Source organism: Rhodococcus sp. 15-649-2-2, assembly GCF_002258645.1.
Lineage (GTDB): Bacteria > Actinomycetota > Actinomycetes > Mycobacteriales > Mycobacteriaceae > Rhodococcoides.
In genome coordinates this window covers 822,154-841,540 of the sequence record NZ_NPFM01000031.1, presented here as the reverse complement: position 1 = coordinate 841,540, position 19,387 = coordinate 822,154, and the positions used below count along the sequence as shown (strand labels likewise).

Annotated in this window: 22 protein-coding genes and 1 tRNA gene; 13 read left to right on the top strand and 10 right to left on the bottom strand. The window is 63.2% G+C overall.

The features are described 5' to 3' along the window. Positions 1 to 59 precede the first annotated feature (59 nt). Positions 60 to 132 (top strand) — tRNA-Ala (locus CH305_RS24710). 120 nt (positions 133 to 252) lie between these two features. On the opposite strand, the gene CH305_RS24705 is transcribed toward CH305_RS24710, so the two are convergent. After that, positions 253 to 597, bottom strand: a complete 345-nt coding sequence (locus tag CH305_RS24705) for an Lsr2 family protein (RefSeq protein ID WP_032378160.1) — start codon at positions 595 to 597, stop codon at positions 253 to 255. Positions 598 to 1,116: 519 nt separating this feature from the next. Here CH305_RS24705 and CH305_RS24700 point away from each other — a divergent pair. Both CH305_RS24700 and CH305_RS24695 read left to right on the top strand, forming a co-directional pair. Continuing rightward, positions 1,117 to 2,214 carry an N-acetylmuramoyl-L-alanine amidase gene (locus tag CH305_RS24700; protein WP_094705120.1) on the top strand — a complete coding sequence of 366 codons (1,098 nt, stop codon included), beginning with the start codon at positions 1,117 to 1,119 and terminating at the stop codon, positions 2,212 to 2,214. Between the two features lie 11 nt (positions 2,215 to 2,225). Continuing rightward, positions 2,226 to 3,299, top strand: a complete 1,074-nt coding sequence (locus CH305_RS24695) for a GTP-binding protein (protein WP_094705118.1) — start codon at positions 2,226 to 2,228, stop codon at positions 3,297 to 3,299. 5 nt (positions 3,300 to 3,304) lie between these two features. Here CH305_RS24695 and CH305_RS24690 read toward each other — a convergent pair whose 3' ends face one another. The 3 genes from CH305_RS24690 to glp are packed head-to-tail and all read right to left on the bottom strand — an operon-like array spanning position 3,305 to position 5,908. Then, positions 3,305 to 3,718 (bottom strand): molybdenum cofactor biosynthesis protein MoaE, encoded by a 414-nt coding sequence (locus tag CH305_RS24690; protein WP_094610582.1) that lies wholly within the window; start codon positions 3,716 to 3,718, stop codon positions 3,305 to 3,307. Next, entirely contained in the window at positions 3,711 to 4,730 is a 1,020-nt protein-coding gene (moaCB, locus tag CH305_RS24685) for a bifunctional molybdenum cofactor biosynthesis protein MoaC/MoaB (RefSeq protein ID WP_094705116.1), read from the bottom strand. The genes CH305_RS24690 and moaCB overlap by 8 nt, the downstream gene beginning before the upstream one ends. Then, positions 4,718 to 5,908 (bottom strand): gephyrin-like molybdotransferase Glp, encoded by a 1,191-nt coding sequence (gene glp / locus CH305_RS24680; RefSeq protein WP_037155685.1) that lies wholly within the window; start codon positions 5,906 to 5,908, stop codon positions 4,718 to 4,720. The genes moaCB and glp overlap by 13 nt, the downstream gene beginning before the upstream one ends. Positions 5,909 to 6,088: 180 nt before the next feature. Between glp and moaA the strand changes: the two genes are divergently transcribed. Both moaA and CH305_RS24670 read left to right on the top strand, forming a co-directional pair. Next, a complete protein-coding gene (gene moaA, locus CH305_RS24675) occupies positions 6,089 to 7,150 on the top strand; it encodes a GTP 3',8-cyclase MoaA (protein WP_373454586.1) in 1,062 nt (353 codons plus the stop codon). Beyond that, positions 7,143 to 7,427: a MoaD/ThiS family protein gene (locus CH305_RS24670; protein ID WP_080730459.1), complete on the top strand. Its 285-nt coding sequence runs from the start codon at positions 7,143 to 7,145 to the stop codon at positions 7,425 to 7,427. Before moaA ends, CH305_RS24670 begins: the two co-directional genes overlap by 8 nt. A gap of 34 nt (positions 7,428 to 7,461) precedes the next feature. Here the strand turns inward: CH305_RS24670 and nadE are convergent, their stop codons facing one another. Further along, the gene (gene nadE, locus CH305_RS24665; RefSeq protein WP_032403119.1) at positions 7,462 to 8,307 is read right to left on the bottom strand and encodes an ammonia-dependent NAD(+) synthetase; all 846 of its coding nucleotides are present in this window, start codon (positions 8,305 to 8,307) and stop codon (positions 7,462 to 7,464) included. A 61-nt stretch (positions 8,308 to 8,368) separates the two neighbouring features. Between nadE and CH305_RS24660 the strand changes: the two genes are divergently transcribed. Then, positions 8,369 to 9,157 (top strand): fructosamine kinase family protein, encoded by a 789-nt coding sequence (locus CH305_RS24660; protein ID WP_094705114.1) that lies wholly within the window; start codon positions 8,369 to 8,371, stop codon positions 9,155 to 9,157. A gap of 10 nt (positions 9,158 to 9,167) precedes the next feature. Here the strand turns inward: CH305_RS24660 and CH305_RS24655 are convergent, their stop codons facing one another. Next, a complete protein-coding gene (locus CH305_RS24655) occupies positions 9,168 to 9,767 on the bottom strand; it encodes a TetR/AcrR family transcriptional regulator (protein ID WP_032376961.1) in 600 nt (199 codons plus the stop codon). 105 nt (positions 9,768 to 9,872) lie between these two features. Between CH305_RS24655 and CH305_RS24650 the strand changes: the two genes are divergently transcribed. The 7 genes from CH305_RS24650 to nrdF all read left to right on the top strand — a co-directional run bounded on the left by CH305_RS24650 (position 9,873) and on the right by nrdF (position 16,556). Further along, positions 9,873 to 10,439, top strand: a complete 567-nt coding sequence (locus tag CH305_RS24650; RefSeq protein ID WP_032378164.1) for an NAD(P)H-dependent oxidoreductase — start codon at positions 9,873 to 9,875, stop codon at positions 10,437 to 10,439. A gap of 43 nt (positions 10,440 to 10,482) precedes the next feature. Continuing rightward, complete coding sequence (gene ykgO, locus CH305_RS24645; RefSeq protein ID WP_027496600.1) at positions 10,483 to 10,605, top strand: type B 50S ribosomal protein L36; 123 nt, start codon at positions 10,483 to 10,485, stop codon at positions 10,603 to 10,605. 414 nt (positions 10,606 to 11,019) lie between these two features. Continuing rightward, positions 11,020 to 11,253, top strand: coding sequence for a redoxin NrdH (locus CH305_RS24640; protein ID WP_032403121.1), 234 nt, complete (start codon positions 11,020 to 11,022; stop codon positions 11,251 to 11,253). A 24-nt stretch (positions 11,254 to 11,277) separates the two neighbouring features. After that, positions 11,278 to 11,739, top strand: coding sequence for a class Ib ribonucleoside-diphosphate reductase assembly flavoprotein NrdI (gene nrdI, locus CH305_RS24635; protein ID WP_032376963.1), 462 nt, complete (start codon positions 11,278 to 11,280; stop codon positions 11,737 to 11,739). A 35-nt stretch (positions 11,740 to 11,774) separates the two neighbouring features. After that, on the top strand, positions 11,775 to 13,940 hold the full coding sequence (gene nrdE, locus CH305_RS24630; protein WP_032403122.1) for a class 1b ribonucleoside-diphosphate reductase subunit alpha: 2,166 nt from the start codon (positions 11,775 to 11,777) through the stop codon (positions 13,938 to 13,940). 66 nt (positions 13,941 to 14,006) lie between these two features. Next, positions 14,007 to 15,431, top strand: a complete 1,425-nt coding sequence (locus tag CH305_RS24625) for a DUF2252 domain-containing protein (protein ID WP_371828257.1) — start codon at positions 14,007 to 14,009, stop codon at positions 15,429 to 15,431. 159 nt (positions 15,432 to 15,590) lie between these two features. After that, complete coding sequence (gene nrdF, locus CH305_RS24620) at positions 15,591 to 16,556, top strand: class 1b ribonucleoside-diphosphate reductase subunit beta (RefSeq protein ID WP_008717549.1); 966 nt, start codon at positions 15,591 to 15,593, stop codon at positions 16,554 to 16,556. A gap of 24 nt (positions 16,557 to 16,580) precedes the next feature. On the opposite strand, the gene CH305_RS24615 is transcribed toward nrdF, so the two are convergent. The 4 genes from CH305_RS24615 to CH305_RS24600 form a co-directional block, all read right to left on the bottom strand. Next, positions 16,581 to 16,778: a hypothetical protein gene (locus tag CH305_RS24615; protein ID WP_094705112.1), complete on the bottom strand. Its 198-nt coding sequence runs from the start codon at positions 16,776 to 16,778 to the stop codon at positions 16,581 to 16,583. A gap of 3 nt (positions 16,779 to 16,781) precedes the next feature. Continuing rightward, a complete protein-coding gene (locus CH305_RS24610; RefSeq protein ID WP_032403123.1) occupies positions 16,782 to 17,699 on the bottom strand; it encodes an SPFH domain-containing protein in 918 nt (305 codons plus the stop codon). A 111-nt stretch (positions 17,700 to 17,810) separates the two neighbouring features. Further along, positions 17,811 to 18,284, bottom strand: a complete 474-nt coding sequence (locus CH305_RS24605; protein WP_032403124.1) for an NUDIX domain-containing protein — start codon at positions 18,282 to 18,284, stop codon at positions 17,811 to 17,813. 4 nt (positions 18,285 to 18,288) lie between these two features. After that, positions 18,289 to 19,362 carry an iron-siderophore ABC transporter substrate-binding protein gene (locus CH305_RS24600; RefSeq protein ID WP_094610653.1) on the bottom strand — a complete coding sequence of 358 codons (1,074 nt, stop codon included), beginning with the start codon at positions 19,360 to 19,362 and terminating at the stop codon, positions 18,289 to 18,291. Between the last annotated feature and the right edge of the window lie 25 nt (positions 19,363 to 19,387).

Sequence of the window (19,387 nt, the reverse complement as noted above, 5' to 3'; positions counted from 1 at the left end):
TGCGACCGATGGTGTAACTTCGTTCGAGCAACCGCATGAGCGGTCGCACGCAGTAACTCGGGGCTATGGCGCAGCTGGTAGCGCACCACACTGGCAGTGTGGGGGTCAGGGGTTCGAGTCCCCTTAGCTCCACCGAGATTGTTAGCTCCACCGAGATCGTCAGCTCCACGGACGTGATCTGTTTCAGGAAACGAAAAAGCGCCGCTCTCGAGCGGCGCTTTTTCTTGTTTCGGTGCTGTAGGTCAGCGGTGACTAGTGGGCTGCGTCGAAGGCTTGCTCGACCTCGGCGGGAATTCTGCCTCGCGCGGAGATATTGTGGCCGTTCGCCTTGGCCCATTCTCGGATGGCTTTGGTTTGATTGGCGTCGCGCTTCGCACCGGTTGCAGAGGTACTCGACTTCTTCGTCCGCTTTCCACCGACCTTGGTGGAGTGTTCGATGTAATAGTCGAGCTTGCGATGAAATTCCTTGGCGTTCTTGTCGCTCAGGTCGATTTCGTAGCTGACCCCGTTGACCGAATAGGTTATGTGTTCGCCACCGGATTCGATCGGTTTTTCGTCGATGTCGTCGACCAATTGCACATAGACTTTTCTGGCCATGCTGAAGCTCTCCAATGGTGCAGGGGATGATGCGGGGATGTCCAGATCGAACTGAGACGACTATACGGCCGAACAATGTGCTTATCCACGCGGGCCGGGGAATTGTTACGCGATTCGCAGAATTGTCGGGAATCGGATCGGGCGGTCGCCGAAACGCAGAGGTATAGGCGAGAACATTGTCCCGATACGATCTCGGTCCTTATCGAAATCAAAGACAGACTGGCCGGTTCGTAGGCGCTTTTCCATCCCCGAGTCGGTTCGCGGTGGTTCGAGTGGGGGAGCCGGCGTATCGGTGTACGACGTGGCGGCGCGTTCGCAACGGATCGATTACGGAACGCACTCATTTCACTAACGAAAGATCATCCGAGGCGCGTCGATGACGACATCTGGTTCACTTGAGGCGCAAGTGTCTGCTGTTTCGTGTGTGTCCCGTGGTGTCGGCGACTCGCTCCGATCAGCGCAACCGAGGGGCCGAGAGGGGAGTAGCGCCACCAGTCACTCCGGTGCGCTCGAGAGCATATGAAATCTGCACGAATCACCAGGTCGGCAACAGCGGCTCTGATATGCGCGGGAATGCTCGGTGCGGGTGTGATCGTCGCCGCTCCTGCCATGGCTGCCCCGTCCACCCCGTCACCGTCGACTACCGGTAGCGAGTTGTCGGGTAAGACGGTTTTCCTCGACCCGGGTCACCAGGGCACCGCACATTCGGAGAACCTGCAGCGTCAGGTGGACGACGGACGCGGCGGGACGAAGGATTGCCAGACCACCGGAATGACCACCGTGGACGGCGTGCCCGAACACACGATCAATTGGAAGGTCAGCGAACTCGTTCGGTCCAGTCTGGAGAGCCTGGGTGCCACGGTGAAGACGAGCCGTGCCGACGACTCTGGGTGGGGCGGATGCGTCGACGACAGGGCGCGTGCAGCGAGCGAGTCCGGAGCCGACGTCGCGGTGAGCATTCACGCGGACTCCACGAGCACGGCAACCGATACCGGTAAGCACGGATTTCATCTGATCGTGCCCACGTTGCCGATTCCGAACGCAGCGGCCGACACAGCCCAGTCCGAAGGAGGACGTTCGGCGTCGAAGCTGATGCGAGACTCGTACGTTCGGGCCGGCTTCGCCCCGGCGAACTACGCAGGCGTGGACGAGGGAATCCAGGAGCGCTCGGATGTGGCCGGGCCGGCATTGACCACAGTCCCTCTGGTGTTCGTCGAAATGGGCAACGGATCCAACCCCGACGACGCGGCCCTTCTCGAGAGCTCCGACGGTCAGTTGAAGCACGCGATCGCAATTTCGACCGGAGTGATCGACTATTTGCTCGGTGCAGAGGCTCAGTCCACCCCGGCCGCGGAGAATGCGACCGCCCCGACGACGACTGCAGCCGCCCCTGCTGCGAAGGCGACCGACACCGCTGCGCCCAGCACGTCTTCGACCACCGGAACGAAGACCGCTGTGGAGGGCCGTAGCGCGCTCTCGCGATTGCTCGAAAGCGTCTCTCCGTACATCGAGACGTTCGGAGTGGACGGTTTGAAGGGGCTCGCGACCCCGGAGAACGTCAGCAGTGTGTCCACTTTCGCGCAAGGCCTGCTGAAACAGATTCTCGCTGCCCGGTAGTCTCGGACGCCGTGACGCGTCGAAGAATTCCGGTGGTGATAGTCGCGGGCTTCCTCGGCGCGGGCAAGACGACTCTGCTCAATCACCTGTTGCGTAACGATGCGGGGATTCGAATCGGCGTCGTGGTCAACGATTTCGGAGCGATCAATGTCGACTCCATGCTCGTGGCGGGACAGGTCGACTCGATGGTCTCCCTCGGTAACGGATGCATCTGTTGCGCGGTCGACATCAGCGACATGGACGCGATGTTCGACGCCCTCGCGCATCGCCGTTCGGCGATCGATGTCATCGTGGTGGAAGCCAGTGGCCTCGCCGAACCTCGCAATCTGATCCGAATGGTCCGAGGCAGCGAGAACGAGTTCATCGTCTACGGCGGGCTCGTAGGGGTGGTCGACGCGGTGGAATTTCCGCAGACCCGGGTACTGCATCCCGAGATCGACCAGCATCTGCAGTTGGCAGATCTGGTGGTGTTGAACAAGTCGGATGTGGTCTCGGAGTCCGGCCGCTCCGCGGTCGTGTCCACCGTGCGGTCCATCGTGGGGGAGGTCCCCGTAGTCCCTGTCGCGTTCGGTCGAGTGGATCCGCTGCTGCTGTTCGACCGTCGGGACGACCTGTCTGTCGAATCGGCGATCCCCGTTCAGTTGTCGTTCGACGAGCTCCTACGGGAGAACCACAGCGACGACAACCACAGCGACTACAACCACAGCGACGACGACCATGAGCATCACCTGCATGCCCAGTACTCGCACACCGAGTTCGTCAGCACCGAGCCCATCGAACCGCGACGAATGATCGAGTTTCTGGAGAATCCCACCGGAAACCTCTACCGCATCAAAGGTGTCGTGCATTTCGCCGTACCGGGCTATTCGCAGAAGTTCATCGTGCACACCGTTGGTCGACACATTCGGTTCGAAGCGACGTCGTGGGCGCGCGGTGAGGCCGAACAGACATCACTGGTGCTGATCGGTACCGACCTCGATGCAGCGGCCGTCGAGAAACGACTACGCGCGTGTGTGCGTCCGCCCAACGAGCACTGCGATGCGTCGTCGATGCTCCCCGTCCACCGCTACCTGGACGCCGGGTAGAACTCCTACAGTCCGACCCACTCGGTGCGTCCGCCCTCGAATCCCTGCCGCTTCCAGATCGGGACCTCGGCCTTGATGCGTTCGACCAATCGCGCGCAGGCCTCGAACGCTTCCGCGCGATGGGCCGATCCGACGGCTGCCACGAGCGCGAGGTCTCCGACGCGCAAGTCTCCGACGCGATGTACCGCAGCGACCTCGAGGCCGGTCTCGGCGGAGACCTCGGAGCAGCATCGGTTCAAGAAACGTTGGGCGTCGGGATGGGCGCGGTATTCGAGAGTTTCCACCGCCTGGCCACCATCGTGGTCGCGGACGATCCCGCTGAACAGAACTACTGCACCGTGGCGTGAATCCTGTACGGCTGCCTCCACTTCGGCGGTGCTCAACGGTTCACTGGAAATTCGTGCGACGAGTTCACTCATCGTGGGGTCCTCCTCCGGCGATCTGGGCCAACACATGGTCGAGTAGTGGATCGAGAACCGCGAGACCGTCCTTGACACCACCCGGCGAGCCCGGCAGATTGACTGTCAGCGTGCGGCCGATGAGCCCCGAAACGCCTCGGCTGAGCACCGCGTGTGGCGTCGCGGACGTTCCGCGGGTGCGGATCGCGTCGGCGATCCCCGGCATGTCGATGTCCAGGAGAGCTGCAGTTGCCTCGGGAGTCGCATCGGTGGGGGATACACCGGTGCCACCGGTGCTGACGATCAACGACGGTTCGCCGCGCAACGCGTCCTGCAGGCCCACTGCTATGTCGGCGTCGGCGTACACCAGCGGACCGCGCACGGTGAAGCCTCGATCGGTCAACCAGGACGCGATGGTGGGGCCGGTGGTGTCCGGTCGAGTTCCGTTCGCGCCGCCGGTGGAGGCCACCAGCACCACTGCGGATCGCGTCGTGTCGAGCGTCGGGGCAGTGTCGGTGGCGGGAGTGACCGGTTCCCCGTCTCGCTCCCAATGGCCATGCTTGCCACCGTCTTTGGTGATCAGTCGGACGCCGTTCATCGTGGCACCCGGGTCGACGGCCTTGACCATGTCGTGCAGCGTCAGTCCGGCGACCGCGACCGCAGTCAGGGCCTCCATCTCCACCCCGGTTCGTCCGGTGGTGCGCGCCGTGGCCTCGACCGTGATGGACGAGTCGGTGAAACCGAACGAGATCTTCACCGACGAGAGCGCGAGCTGATGGCACAGCGGGATCAACTCCGACGTCCGCTTCGCCGCCGAGATGCCCGCGATGCGGGCAGTGGCGAGTACATCGGCCTTGGGCATGTCGTCCGCGCGCACGAGCGCGATGACCTCGGCAGTGGTGACGAACTCACCGGCGGCGACGGCCGTACGCGAGGTCTCCTTCTTGTGTGCCACATCGACCATGCGAGCGCGGCCCTGATCGTCTAGATGAGACAGATGGGTGTGCGGGGCGTCGGTGGTCACAGCGGCCATACCTCCACGTGGGATCCTTCGGCGAGTTCGGTTGTCTCGGAGTCGATGTCGATCAGAACGTCGGCCCATGCCAGCGCCGCGACCAGATGGGAGCCCGGGCCTGCCACGAGCTGTACCCGGCCGTCGTCACGCAATCGGCCACGGAGAAGCTGTCGACGGCCCGGCGGTGACACGATGGATTCGTGCAAGATCGCTGTGCTCGGAAGCACCGGTGGAAGACCGGCTGCTCGCCGAACTATGTTGCGCGCGAACATGATGTACGAAACAACGGTGCTGACGGGGTTGCCGGGGAAGCTGAGCACAGGAATACCGTCGAACAATGTCATGCCCTGCGGCCCGCCCGGCTGCATGCGGACCGACCCGAAGGTGCCGCCGAGCGGCCGGAGTACGTCCTTGACCACCTCGAAGTCGCCCATCGAGACGCCGCCGGACGTGATGATCAGTTCCGCCGATCGTGTTGCCTCGTCGAGGACCTCGCGAAATCGCCTCGGGTCGTCGGAGCTACGCGTAACCGCAATCACTTCCGCGCCACTGGCCCGCAGATGCGCCGCGAGAGTGATGCCGTTCGAGTCGTAGATCTGGCCGGGAGTGAGAGTCGATCCGGCATCGACCAGTTCGGCACCGGTGGTCACGACGGCGACGCGAGGGCGCGAACGCACGGCGACCTCGGCAAAACCGACAGCCGCGAGAACGGAGATGTGTCGGGGTTCGAGTACTCGCCCGGCCTCGACCAGAACTGTTCCGACGCGTACGTCGCTTCCCTGTTCACGAACGAATTCACCTGCGCCGCGGCCTCGTTCGATCGTCACCGAACCTTGCGACGGTATCGTGGTGTCCTCGACGGGGACGATGGTGTCGGCCCCGTCGGGAATGGGCGCGCCGGTCATGATCTTCGCCGCGCTACCTGCAGCGAGAACTGCCGATTCAGTAGGTCCTGCGGCGATGATCGTCGAGACCTCCAGCGTCACCGGGGTCGTGGCGACGGAACGAGAATCGACTGCGTAACCGTCCATCTGCGAATTTCGGAACAGCGGTAAGTCGACCGGCGACCGCACATCCTCGAACGAGACTCGTCCCAGGGCCTCGGCCAGGGGTATTCGCTGCGCAGTTCTGGTGCCCAGCGCCGCGAGAAGAGTCTCGACCGCGGCGGCGTGCTCCTCGACGGATACGGCGCTCACTGCGCTGGTCCGGTGATCGCGCGCTCGTGCTCAGCAGTCATGGGTGCCAATCCTAAGCACGCCGACAACGCCGGCGAGTGTGGGCTGCGGCATACTGGGTAGACACGTCTGCGACAGGCGTGATCGAGATCGACGAAGGTGAGGTTCGAGGTGACGGTGGACAGTGTCACCTCGCTGGGCATTCCGGTGTTCGGCGGTGCTGCTCCGACCGATCGGTCGCCGCAGGTGAATTCCGTGGCGGATCGGCCGGATGTACCCCATCTGATCGACCGCTTCGGCCGAGTCGCGCGCGACCTGCGTATCTCCATCACCGAGAAGTGCTCGTTGCGGTGCACCTACTGCATGCCGGAGGAAGGGCTTCCGGCCATTCCTGCTGCGAACCTGCTCACGCCGGCCGAGATCGCGCGAGTGGTGTCGGTGTCCGTGCGGCTGCTGGGTATACGCGACGTGCGGTTCACCGGTGGCGAGCCCCTCATGCGCCGCGACCTCGACGAGATTCTGCGACTGTGCTCCGATGCCGCAGCAGGTGTACCGCTGTCGATGACCACCAACGCTGTGGGTCTGGAGCATCGGGCCGCGGCATTGGCCGATGCCGGGCTCACCCGGGTCAACGTCTCCCTGGATTCGGTCGACCGCGAAGATTTCGCGCGACTGACCCGACGCGACCGACTGCCCTCGGTGCTGGCCGGCATCCGAGCGGCGAAGCGAGCGGGCATCGGTCCGGTGAAGATCAATGCAGTTCTGATGCGTGACACGCTGTCCGGCGCGGTCGATCTACTGCGCTGGTGTCTCGACGAAGGGGTGGCCCTCCGCTTCATCGAGCAGATGCCTCTCGATGCCGACCACGAGTGGGCTCGCGCGAACATGATCGACGCCCAGACCTTGCTCGACGAGCTGTCCACCGAATTCGACCTGCGTGAGGTGGGGCGCGCCGATCCGTCGGCACCGGCCGAGGAGTGGAGCGTCGACGGCACCGACGCCACCGTCGGAATCATCGCGTCGGTGACGCGCTCGTTCTGCGGGGATTGCGACCGCACGAGAGTGACCGCCGAAGGAACCATTCGGTCCTGCCTGTTCAGCGACGACGAGACCGATCTGCGCGCGGCGCTGCGGGGCGGTGCCACCGACGACGAGTTGGCCGCCGTGTGGCGCGGGGCGATGTGGAACAAATGGGCCGGACACGGTATCGACGCAGAGGGGTTCGTGCCGCCGACCCGCAGTATGGGAGCGATCGGTGGTTGACGTGCAGTCGAACGGGGACACGGGGTCCTCGACCGAGGTCGAAGTGCGGTACTTCGCCGCCGCGGTCGACGCGTCGGGGTGCGACTCGGAGTACGTCACCGTGCCCGTCGGAGCCACTCTCGCAGACCTGCGAGAGGTGATTCGGTCCCGGCACGGCGCGCCGATGGACCCGATCCTGCGAGTGTCGGCCTATCTCGTCGGAGACGATCTCACACGCGATCTGGGCCGTGCGATCGGCAGCAGGGTCGACGTGCTGCCGCCGTTCGCGGGCGGCTGATCGTCGGGTTCGGCTCGGCGTCCGATCGCCCGGCTCAGTGGGAGCTCCTCCACCAGTCGTCGAACGGGGTCACCGGCACCGCACGCTTGTGGCGGGTCGCCATGAACATCTTCTCCAGCTTGTCGGCGACGTCGTCGGATACGTCCTTGCCCTCGAGATAATCGTCGATCTGCTCGTACGTCAGGCCGAGTGCTTCCTCGTCCGGCAGTGCAGGACGATCGTCCTCGAGGTCTGCAGTGGGGACTTTTCGCCACGTGCTTTCCGGCGCACCGAGTTCACGGAGCAGAGCGGCACCCTGACGCTTGCTCAGGCCTGTGAGCGGAGTCAAGTCGACACCGCCGTCACCGAATTTGGTGAAGAACCCGGTGACGGCCTCGGCAGCGTGGTCGGTACCGACCACGACGTAGCCGAGTTCTCCGGCGATGGCGTATTGCGCGACCATGCGCTGGCGAGCTTTGATGTTGCCCCGAACGAAATCGCGGACCTCGGTGGTGCCCAATGCTTCTGCCGTGGCGGCCGCCGACGCGTCGGCAGCAGCCTTGATGTTGACCGTCACGGTTCGATCGGGGTCGATGAACCGCAGCGCGATCGACGCATCGTCCTCGTCGGCCTGTACGCCGTAGGGGAGTCGAACGGCGACGAACTCGGCCTCGTGGCCGTCGGCTCGCAGCTCCGTCACGGCTTGCTGGGCGAGCTTGCCGGTGAGTGTGCTGTCCTGTCCGCCACTGATACCGAGCACGAAGCCCGTTGCAGGGGTCGACGACAGGTAATCCTTGAGGAAATCCACCCTCCGGCGAACCTCCGTGACCGGATCGATGGTCGATTGCACTGCCAGCTCACGCGTGATGCTCGTGCGCACTTCCGAGTTGATGAATCCCATCAGCTCATACTAACGACGTCGGCAGGTCTGCGGCCGTGCGCACACGCCGTGCGTAGGGTCGATCTTCGTGAGTGGACCCTCCGATACGTTCGTCAAACGAAGCCCCCAGGCGCATCCCGACTTCTTTGCCGCCGAGGCAACCGGGCTCCACTGGCTCGGCGAGGCGGGCGCGCCCGTTGTCCGAGTCCTCGGGCACGGGCCGACGCACATCGAACTCGAGCGCCTGATCGCGGCGCATCCGACGCTGCCTGCGGCAAGAAGATTCGGTCGAGTGTTGGCGCGAATGCACAACGGTGGAGCTGCCGGATTCGGGGCACCGCCCGTCGGCTCCGACGGTGCGCCGTTCCCCGGCCGATTGTTCATCGGGGCTCGGCCCATGAGCAATTCGGTGCACCGGACGTGGGGTGAGTTCTACGCAGCCGAACGGGTACTGCCGTTTCTGCGAATCGCCGTCGACGCGGGCACCGTGACGCCTACGGAGGCTGCCACCGTCGAATCTGCATGCCGACGCGTCGCGGGCGGGGACTTCGACGATGCGGAGCCGCCGAGCCGAATTCACGGAGATCTCTGGAGCGGCAACGTGTTCTGGACCGAGGCAGGCGTGGTGATGATCGACCCGGCTGCGCACGGCGGGCACCGTGAGACCGATCTGGCGATGTTGGCGCTTTTCGGGTGCCCGTTCATGGATGGCATCGTCGACGGGTACGAGACGGTACATCCGCTGCGAGCAGGGTGGCGAGAGCGGATTCCACTACACCAATTGCACCCACTCGCCGTCCATGCAGCAGGGCACGGGCGCTCCTACGGTGTGGCGTTGCACACCGCGGCCGTGGCGGTCGAGAACATCTGAGTCGGGCGAGCTACCGAGGGCGAGTTGCTCTGCGTACCAAGTCTTCCCAGCCGTCGGCCAACCGGTCCATCGGCATTCCGAGATCGCGGTACTGGTGTAGCACCAGGGTGGCTTCGAGTGGTGTGAGCAGCCAGTGCGTCAGCAGTGGGAGATCGCCGTCCACACCGGCTGCGCGGAGCAGCGAGAGGACGTGAGTGAAGTTGACCATGTGCGCCGGAGCGGAGTAGCGCGCGTCGGCCGATGTCTCGGCAGCGCGCAACACCTCGCCCTGAACGTTGACGAACTCGAGCCGAGCCCGGCCGAAGGCGACGAGTCGGTCGATCGGATCGGCCCCCGGACCGAGTGGTGGATCGCCGAACATGAACGAGCGTTGCAACTTCTGCTCGGTGTGATCGAGAAGCGCTCGCATCAGCCCGGCGCGGTTGCCGAAACGGCGGAACACGGTGCCTTTGCCCACTCCGGCCTTGGTCGCCACCGCGTCCATGGTGATGGCGTCGGCTCCGATGGTCGCCACCAGATCCGCCGCGGCGTCGAGCAACAGCCGACGGTTGCGTGCTGCATCGCATCGTTCGGAGTCCTCACCCGCAATGGGCAGCATCGGGCCGGTCACGGGATTCAGCCTACCCTGCCGGGGAACATAAGTGGACCATGGTCCGTTTGAATGGTATGAATTGACGTGACGATCACGTCATCCGAACTTTCGAAGGAAGATCTCATGTCAGACGCTCACGTACTCGTTCTCGTCGGAAGCCTGCGCGCCGAATCGGTGAACAAGCAGATTGCCGAGACTGCTGTCACCGTGGCACCCGCCGGTGCCGAGATCGTGGTCTACGACGGACTCGGAGATGTCCCCTTCTACAACGAGGATATCGACGTCGAAGGTTCCGTGCCGGCTGCCGCGCTCGCTCTGCGGGCTGCTGCCGAGAAGGCGTCGGCCCTGCTGCTGGTCACGCCCGAATACAACGGCACCATTCCTGCCGTGCTGAAGAACGCCATCGACTGGCTCTCGCGTCCCTACGGTGCAGGTGCCATGGTCGGCAAGCCTGTCGTCGTGATCAGCGCATCGCCCAGTGGCAACGGTGCCAAATGGGCGCACGAGGACACGAGCAAGGCCGTTCGCATCGCCGGTGGGTCGGTGCTCGAGGACGTCCAGCTCTCCATCGGCGGCACCATGGACAAGTTCGGCTCGGCTCACCCGAGCGAGAACGCCGAGGTGTCCGGAGAGATCGGACACGTGGTGGCCGAGTTGGTCAAGGCTTCGAACGACCTCGTGAGCGCCTGAACCCTATATGGTATCGGTAATCGTTTTCATGTAGAGTGGGTTCATGAAGGTGAGAAACTCTCTGAAATCGCTCAAGAACAAGCCCGGTGCGCAGGTGGTCCGCCGCCACGGGGTGGTGTTCGTGATCAACAAGAAAGAGCCGCGATTCAAGGCGCGTCAACGCTGACGATCGCGCATCCGACGACAACGGCCCCCCGGAGCTAATTCCGAGGGGCCGTTCTCGTGCGTGAGGGGAGCGGTCGTCGTAGGGGGACGTCACGGTCGGTACGACGGCGGGTAGTGACCGATGACACCCGCAACGTGTGATCTGCGACACGCCGGGGTGACGCGCCGATCATCTGCCGGCAACGCCGTGACCAGCGAATACCAAGCATGTTGTTCGCAACATCTCGTGTTGTAGTCAGATGTCGGACACTAGGTGTAGTGTTTGTCCGACCGAGAGGCCACAACTCGAAGAACCAGCGAAAGCGGGTTCGAGCAGGTCGAAGTCGCCCTGAGCGGGAGATGTTCTCGGTGCCATACGCAGAGCACATCGGTCGCCCTCGGTGCACCCGATGGCGACAACGGAAAGAGGGACACCATGAGCATCACCGTTTACACCAAGCCCGCCTGCGTTCAGTGCAATGCCACCTACCGCGCTCTCGACAAAGCCGGCATCGAGTACTCGGTCGTCGACATCTCGCAGGACCCGGAGGCGCGTGATTACGTCATGGCTCTCGGCTACCTGCAGGCTCCTGTCGTCGTCGCCGGTGACGATCACTGGTCCGGCTTTCGTCCGGATCGCATCAAGACCCTCGCAGCGAACGCTGCTTGAACAGAACGAGAAAGTGAGTGAGCGGTGAGTTCGCAACCGCAGTCTTCCCACTCACTGGTGTATTTCTCCAGCGCATCCGAGAACACGCATCGCTTCGTCTCGAAGCTGGACATCCCCGCAACGCGCATTCCGCTCCGTGATCCCGACGGGACGTTTCGAGTCCATTCCCCCTACGTTCTCGTCGTTCCGACGTACGGGGGAGGGACCACCTACGCCGGGCGAGATACCAACTATGTCCCCAAGCGTGTGATCAAGTTCCTCAACGACGAGCACAACCGATCGTTGATACGAGCGGTCATCGCTGCCGGAAACACCAATTTCGGTGATTCGTTCTGCTTTGCCGGAGATGTCATTTCGCAGAAATGTGCGGTTCCGTATCTGTACCGATTCGAGTTGATGGGCACCCCCGAGGACGTAGTGCGAGTCCGCGAGGGACTGGAGGACTTCTGGGAACGTGAAGTCCGACGCGCCGCCCACACGCACTAGAGCACCACCCACCACATACCAGTAGGAGCATCGCCGTGGCACCGACCATCACCGACGCAGCACCCGCGCCCGCAACCATTCGCGGCGACGGCGACATGGACTACCACGCCCTCAACGCGATGCTCAATCTCTACGGCCCCAACGGCGAGATCCAGTTCGAGAAGGACCGCGAGGCTGCCAATCAGTACTTCCTGCAGCACGTCAACCAGAACACGGTGTTCTTCCACGACCTGGACGAGAAGCTGGACTACCTGGTCGAGGAGAACTACTACGAGCCCGAGGTCCTCGATCAGTACTCACGTGAGTTCGTCAAGTTCCTGATCAACCACGCGTACTCGAAGAAGTTCCGATTCCCCACGTTCCTCGGTGCATTCAAGTACTACACCTCGTACACGCTCAAGACGTTCGACGGCAAGCGCTACCTCGAACGCTTCGAGGACCGCGTGTGCATGGTGGCGCTCACACTCGCAGCCGGTGACGAAGCCCTGGCCACCGATCTCGTGGACGAGATCATCGCCGGCCGTTTCCAGCCCGCGACGCCCACCTTCCTCAACTCCGGCAAGAAGCAGCGCGGTGAGCCCGTGTCCTGCTTCCTGCTACGCATCGAAGACAACATGGAGTCCATCGGCCGCTCCATCAACTCTGCTCTGCAGCTGTCCAAGCGCGGCGGCGGAGTTGCCCTGCTGCTGAGCAACATTCGTGAGGCCGGCGCCCCCATCAAGCGCATCGAGAACCAGTCCTCGGGTGTAATCCCGATCATGAAGCTGCTCGAGGACTCGTTCTCGTACGCCAACCAGCTCGGTGCTCGCCAGGGCGCGGGCGCGGTGTACTTGCACGCGCATCACCCCGACGTCTACAAGTTCCTCGACACCAAGCGTGAGAACGCGGACGAGAAGATCCGCATCAAGACGTTGTCCCTCGGAATCGTCATCCCCGACATCACGTTCGAGCTGGCGAAGAAGAACGAGGACATGTACCTGTTCTCGCCGTACGACGTGGAGCGCATCTACGGAGTGCCGTTCGCCGATATCGACGTCTCCGATAAGTACTACGAGATGGTCGACGACAAGAGGATTCGTAAGACCAAGATCAAGTCGCGTGAGTTCTTCCAGACTCTCGCCGAGCTGCAGTTCGAGTCCGGCTACCCGTACATCATGTACGAGGACACCGTCAATCGCGCGAACCCGGTCAAGGGCAAGATCACTCACTCCAACCTGTGCTCGGAGATTCTCCAGGTCTCGACGCCGTCGACGTTCAACGACGACCTCTCGTACAGCCATGTCGGCAAGGACATCTCGTGCAACCTGGGCTCGCTGAACATCGCGAAGACGATGGATTCACCCGATTTCGGTAAGACCATCGCTGTGGCAATCCGCGGTCTGACCGCGGTCTCGGACCAGACGCACATCTTCTCCGTGCCGTCGATCGAGCAGGGCAACAACGATTCTCACGCGATCGGCCTCGGGCAGATGAATCTGCACGGCTACCTCGCCCGTGAGCGCATCCACTACGGCTCCACCGAGGGAATCGATTTCACCAACATCTACTTCTACACCGTGCTGTTCCACGCGATTCAGGCGTCGAACCAGCTGGCGAAGGCACGCGGCCAGTACTTCAAGGGCTTCCCGGATTCCAAGTACGCGTCGGGCGAGTTCTTCGACAAGTACACCGACCAGGTCTGGGAACCCGCTACGCCCAAGGTCGCGAAGTTGTTCGCCGACTCCGATGTCACCATTCCGACGCAGGCCGACTGGTCCGCGCTGAAGGCGTCGGTGCAGGAGTACGGAATCTACAACCAGAACCTGCAGGCCGTTCCGCCGACCGGATCCATCTCGTACATCAACAACTCCACCTCGTCGATTCACCCGGTGGCTTCGAAGATCGAGATTCGCAAGGAAGGCAAGATCGGCCGCGTCTACTACCCGGCACCGTACCTCGACAACGACAACCTGGATTACTACCAGGATGCGTACGAGATCGGCTACGAGAAGATCATCGACACCTATGCTGCCGCAACACAACACGTCGATCAGGGCCTGTCGTTGACGCTGTTCTTCAAGGACACCGCCACCACTCGCGACATCAACCGCGCGCAGATCTACGCATGGCGCAAGGGCATCAAGACGCTGTACTACATCCGTCTGCGTCAGATGGCCCTCGAGGGCACAGAGGTCGAGGGTTGCGTCTCCTGCATGCTGTAGGCGATTCGGTCGGTCGACCTGTGGCGATACCGTGATGTCAGGGCGCGATGCGGACCATAATCAGGTATGGGCATCGAAGCGGACGGCGAAGTCGAATCCGACGTCGACGTGACAATGGCTCGGAAGGACTCGGTTCCTTCCGGGCCATCGCCACGTGGTCGACATGCTCGCCGTCGGGTACCTCGACGCGGATTGGCGGCATGGGATCCCGACACGCGCGGCCACGATGCGCTCGAGACAGTTCTTGCGCAGAACGCGATACGAGTTCAGGAGTTGCTGCCGATCCGGTACGCCCGGATGTCCGCATCGCCGTGGACATATTTTCGCGGTGCCGCCGCCGTGATGGCCGCGGACCTCGCGTCGACCCCGCACACCGGCATCGAGGTGCAGTTGTGCGGTGACGCTCACGTGTTGAACTTCGGATTGTGGGCGACGCCGGAACGAAACCTCTATTTCGACCTCCGCGATTTCGACGAAACTCTGCCCGGCCCGTTCGAGTGGGACCTCAAACGACTTGCCACTTCCCTTGTGGTTCTCGGACGCGAGAACGGTGTGGCCTTGCCGCGTTCCGATCGTGCGGTCGCCGCGATGACGGCGTCGTACTGCCGAAAGATGCGGGCGTACGCGAACATTCCCGAGATCGACATCTGGTACGACCGGATCGACGTGGCAGGTTTGCTCGGGCATTTCTCCTCGGGCATCGCTCGACACGCCGAGAAGCTCATCGAAACGAAGGCCGAGCGTCGCACCAGTCGTGGGGCGTCCCGCAAATTCACCGAGACGAGGGACGGCCGTCGGCGAATTCGCGAGGACCCCCCGTTTCGCACTCATGTGGGAGATTCTCAGATCGATCTGGTGCAGGCGGTGATCGCCGGCTACAGCGAATCGGTCGACGATCACATCTGGAGTCTGCTGTCCAGATTTCGAGTTCTCGACGTGGTTCGCCAGGTGGTCGGCGTCGGGAGTGTCGGAATGCGGGTCTATCTGGCCCTGTTGGAGGAACGGCGGACTCGCGATCCGTTCTTCCTGCAGATCAAGCAGGCAGGGCCGTCGGTGTTCGAGAAGTTTCTCGAGCCGAGCGCGTACGACAATCACGGTGCCCGGGTGGTCAACGGGCAGCGAATGCTGCAGAGCGCCACCGACATGTTCGTAGGGTGGACGTCGGTGCCGGGAAGGCCGGAGGCCGGTCGGGGGGAGCAGTCGATGAATTTCTACGTTCGGCAGTTCCGGGACATGAAGGTCATTCCCGACGGCGAGATCATCGGGCCGTACCTCACCGAGTTCGCCACGGCATGCGGTGAGGTCCTCGCGCGGGCGCACGCTCGAAGTGGTGACGCAGAGGCGATAGCCGACTACCTCGGCCGCGGAGACAACGTCGATCGGGCGATGGTGGAGTTCGCCCACGCCTACGCCGATCAGAACGAGCGCGATCACGCGCAACTGGTCGGTGCCATCGAGGCCGGAACGGTCCCGTGCTCGGTGGGGTGGTGACCGTTGACCGGTGAGATCACCGTCGTTCTCGGGCAACACTCCGAGCACACTTTGTAGTGCCTCCCTTAACTGTCGGACACAACGGGTAGTGTTCGTGTCAGCGACTTTTCACGTAGCTTCGTCCCCACTTCTCGCTCATCGACCTGTAGGTAGGCACCCATGGTAAAGCTCATCGATCGTGTCTCCGCGATCAACTGGAATCGGGTCCAGGACGACAAGGACTCCGAAGTCTGGGAGCGTCTCACCAGTAATTTCTGGCTGCCCGAGAAGGTGCCGGTGTCCAACGACATCCCGTCGTGGGCAACTCTGACCGCCGTCGAGAAGCAGTTGACGATGCGCGTGTTCACCGGATTGACGCTGCTGGACACCATCCAGGGCACCGTCGGTGCCGTCAGTCTCATTCCCGACGCGATCACTCCCCATGAGGAAGCGGTGTACACCAACATCGCGTTCATGGAGTCGGTGCACGCGAAGAGCTACAGCTCCATCTTCTCGACCCTCAGCTCCACCCGCGACATCGACGATGCGTTCCGCTGGTCCGAGGAGAACGTCAACCTTCAGCGCAAAGCCGAGATCGTGCTGAACTTCTACCACGGTGACGATCCGCTCAAGCGGAAAGTTGCTTCGACACTGCTCGAGTCGTTCCTGTTCTACTCCGGGTTCTACCTGCCGATGTACTGGTCCTCGCGAGCCAAGCTCACCAACACCGCGGACCTGATCCGGCTGATCATCCGTGACGAGGCCGTGCACGGGTACTACATCGGATACAAGTACCAGAAGGGCCTCGAGAAAGTCAGCGAGGCTCAGCGCGAGGAGCTCAAGAACTACACGTTCGAGTTGCTGTTCGAGTTGTACGACAACGAGGTCGAGTACACCCAGGACCTCTACGACGAGATCGGTCTGACCGAGGACGTCAAGAAGTTCCTGCGCTACAACGCCAACAAGGCGCTGAACAACCTCGGCTACGAGGGTCTGTTCCCCAAGGACGAGACGGATGTGAACCCGGCGATTCTGTCGGCACTGTCACCGAACGCAGACGAGAACCACGACTTCTTCTCGGGTTCGGGTTCCTCGTACGTCATCGGCAAGGCCGTCAACACCGAAGACGAGGACTGGGACTTCTAGAGGCACCTTCGCGCGCCGCGCCGCTCACACTTTCGGTGGGCGGCCCGGCGCGCGAATGTTTTTGGCTTCCTTGGGCATTCGACCCTGATCGCTCAGTGCCCTTCGCAGTAGGAACTCGATCTGAGCGTTGGTGCTCCGGAGTTCGTCGGAAGCCCAGCGGGCGAGGGCGTCGTGTACCGCCGGGTCCAGCCGAAGCAGTATCTTCTTACGCTCGACGGTCATGGCTCACTGGTACAGCGATCCGGTATTGACGACGGGTTGCGTGTCGCGGTCGCTGCACAGCACGACGAGCAGATTCGACACCATGGTCGCCTTCCGCTCCTCGTCGAGTTCGACCACATGCTTCTCCTCGAGCTTCGACAGCGCCATCTCCACCATGCCGACCGCGCCCTCGACGATCTGCTGACGCGCCGCGATGACCGCTCCCGCCTGCTGTCGCCGCAGCATGGCTTGCGCGATCTCCGGGGCATAGGCAAGACGGTTGATTCGGGTCTCGATCACCTCGACGCCTGCCGACCGCACCCGCGCATGCACCTCCTCCGACATCGCAGCGGTGATTTCGTCGGCGTTCTCTCGCAGCGACATTCGGCCTTCGGCGTCGTACGGGTAGCTGCCGGCGATGTGCCGGACGGCAGACTCGGTCTGGACGGCGACGAACTCCTCGTAGTCATCGACCTGGAAGGACGCCAGTGCCGTATCGGCAACCTGCCAGACCACGATGGCGGAGATCTCGATCGGATTGCCGTCGGCGTCGTTGACCTTGGACTGGCCCGTCTCGTGGTTGCGGATTCGCGTCGAGATGGCCCTGCGGTACGTCAACGGATTGGTCCAGCGTAGCCCCGGTGTACGCAGCGTCCCGCTGTACGAACTGCCGAGTAGCTGCAGAACGCGAGCTTGATTGGGTTGCACCAGAGTCAATCCCATGAGTGCCGGCAGTGAGAGCACGAACAGCACCACTCCGCCGACCACAAGCCCCACCACGGAGAAGACGAGTCCGAGAGCGAACGCGGCGATTCCGCCGAGAAACAGCGCGAGACCGATGCCGAGCATCGACCAACCGGGCAGATCCCAACCGGTGCGCTCGGCGATGGTCGTGGTCGGTGTACCCGTCGGCTTCTCGGCGACGGTAGCGGGTGCGGACATGAGAACCTCCCTCTCGATGTTGATACTACAGTGATATCACATTATGGATCGAAAAGGGGCGGTTCGGTGGAGCGGTGTCCTCGGTGCGGTGTCCTCGGTGCGGTGGGGGAGTCAGCGCCTGAACCACGCCGACGGGTCGTCGGCGATGGCTTTCTCGATTCGCAATCGTGAAGTGGCCGTGAGGTTGTCGGGTAGCCCGTCGAGCGCGAACCAGGCTACGTCGAGATTCTCGTCGTCGGCGACATGTGGGGTGCCTCCGATGTAGCGGGCGAGGAACGTGATGTCCAGGTACTGCGCGACGTCGCCGTTGGGGTACGTGATCGGCTCCGTCACGTCGACACTCGTCAGCCGCTCGATCGTGGCCTCCACGCCGGTCTCCTCGCGGATCTCTCGAAGCGCGGCCGGTGCAGGTTCTTCGCCGGGCTCGAGGATTCCGGAGACCACGGCCCAGGTGTTGTTGTCTGCTCGCAGAGTAAGCAGCACTCGACGGTCGTCGTCGAGAACGACCGCACTGACACCGGACAACCACAGCGGTGACGTACCGACGACGCTGCGGAGAGCTTGCACGAATTCTGGAATGGGCATTGCGTCAGGACACGTAGGCGTTCAGGGAAGCGGACAGATCGGCAAGGATGGCGCGCGCCGCGACAACTCCACTGCCGGACCAGACCGTGTCGTTCACCGCGAACACTCGCCCGTCGGTGACCGAGCCGAGAGCGTGCCATGCGTCGCTGTCCATCACCTCGCGGCCGAAGGTCTCGCCATCGGGGCCGGCGAATCGCACGTACACGATGTCGCCTTCGACCGAATCGAGGTCGTCCGACGCTACGGAGAAATCGGCATCGCGCTGGCTTTGGGGTCGCGCGACACCCACCTCGGCGAGGACCTGGCCGGCAAAGGAGTTCGGACCGTCCACCTCGATGGTGTCCGCGCCGAACCGGATGACCGACGCCTGTGTCTGAGTGGAGTCGATCTCACGACCGACCCGCTCGGCATCCGCAGAGAACGATGCGAGCTGTTCGAAACCGGCTTGCCCTCGACCCAATGCTGCCGCGGACTGCAGAAAGGTGTCCTTCCAGCCCTGACCGGTCCCGGTGAACACGGTCGGCGCAATGGCGTTCAGGGAGTCGTAGGTCTCGGTGCCGAGAGAATCGGCACCGAGGATGAGGTCGGGGTCGAGCGCGGCGATCGCTCCGAGGTCGGGAGCTCCGACCGGGCCGACCGACGGAACGGACGCCAAGCCCGTACCCAGGTACAACGGTTGATCTCCGTCTCCCCGGAAATCGGGGTCGAGCGTCGCCGCGCCGACGACGCGTTCCCAGATCCCGACCGCGCAGCTGGCGTCGAGGCCTGCAGCGTCGAGAACGACGATGCGCTGTGGATCGGCAGGGATGGCGCTGATTCCCTCGGCGTGCCCGACGGGGCGGGTATCGCCTTCGACTCCGGTCCGGTCCAGTGGGGCCAGTGCCGGACACAGTCCTACGGTGTCCCGGTTGTTACCGACCACTCCCGCTCCGGCGATGTTCGTGGTGCTCCGAACGATGGTGGATGCGTCGTCCTGTGCCTCGGAATCGGAACAGCCGACCAAGGTCACAGCCACGGCGAGGCATGCCGCAACGACAGCGCCGCTCCTGCGCGGTGCATACGAACGGGGGACTCGCAGATGGAGTGGCAACGCGGGACTTCCT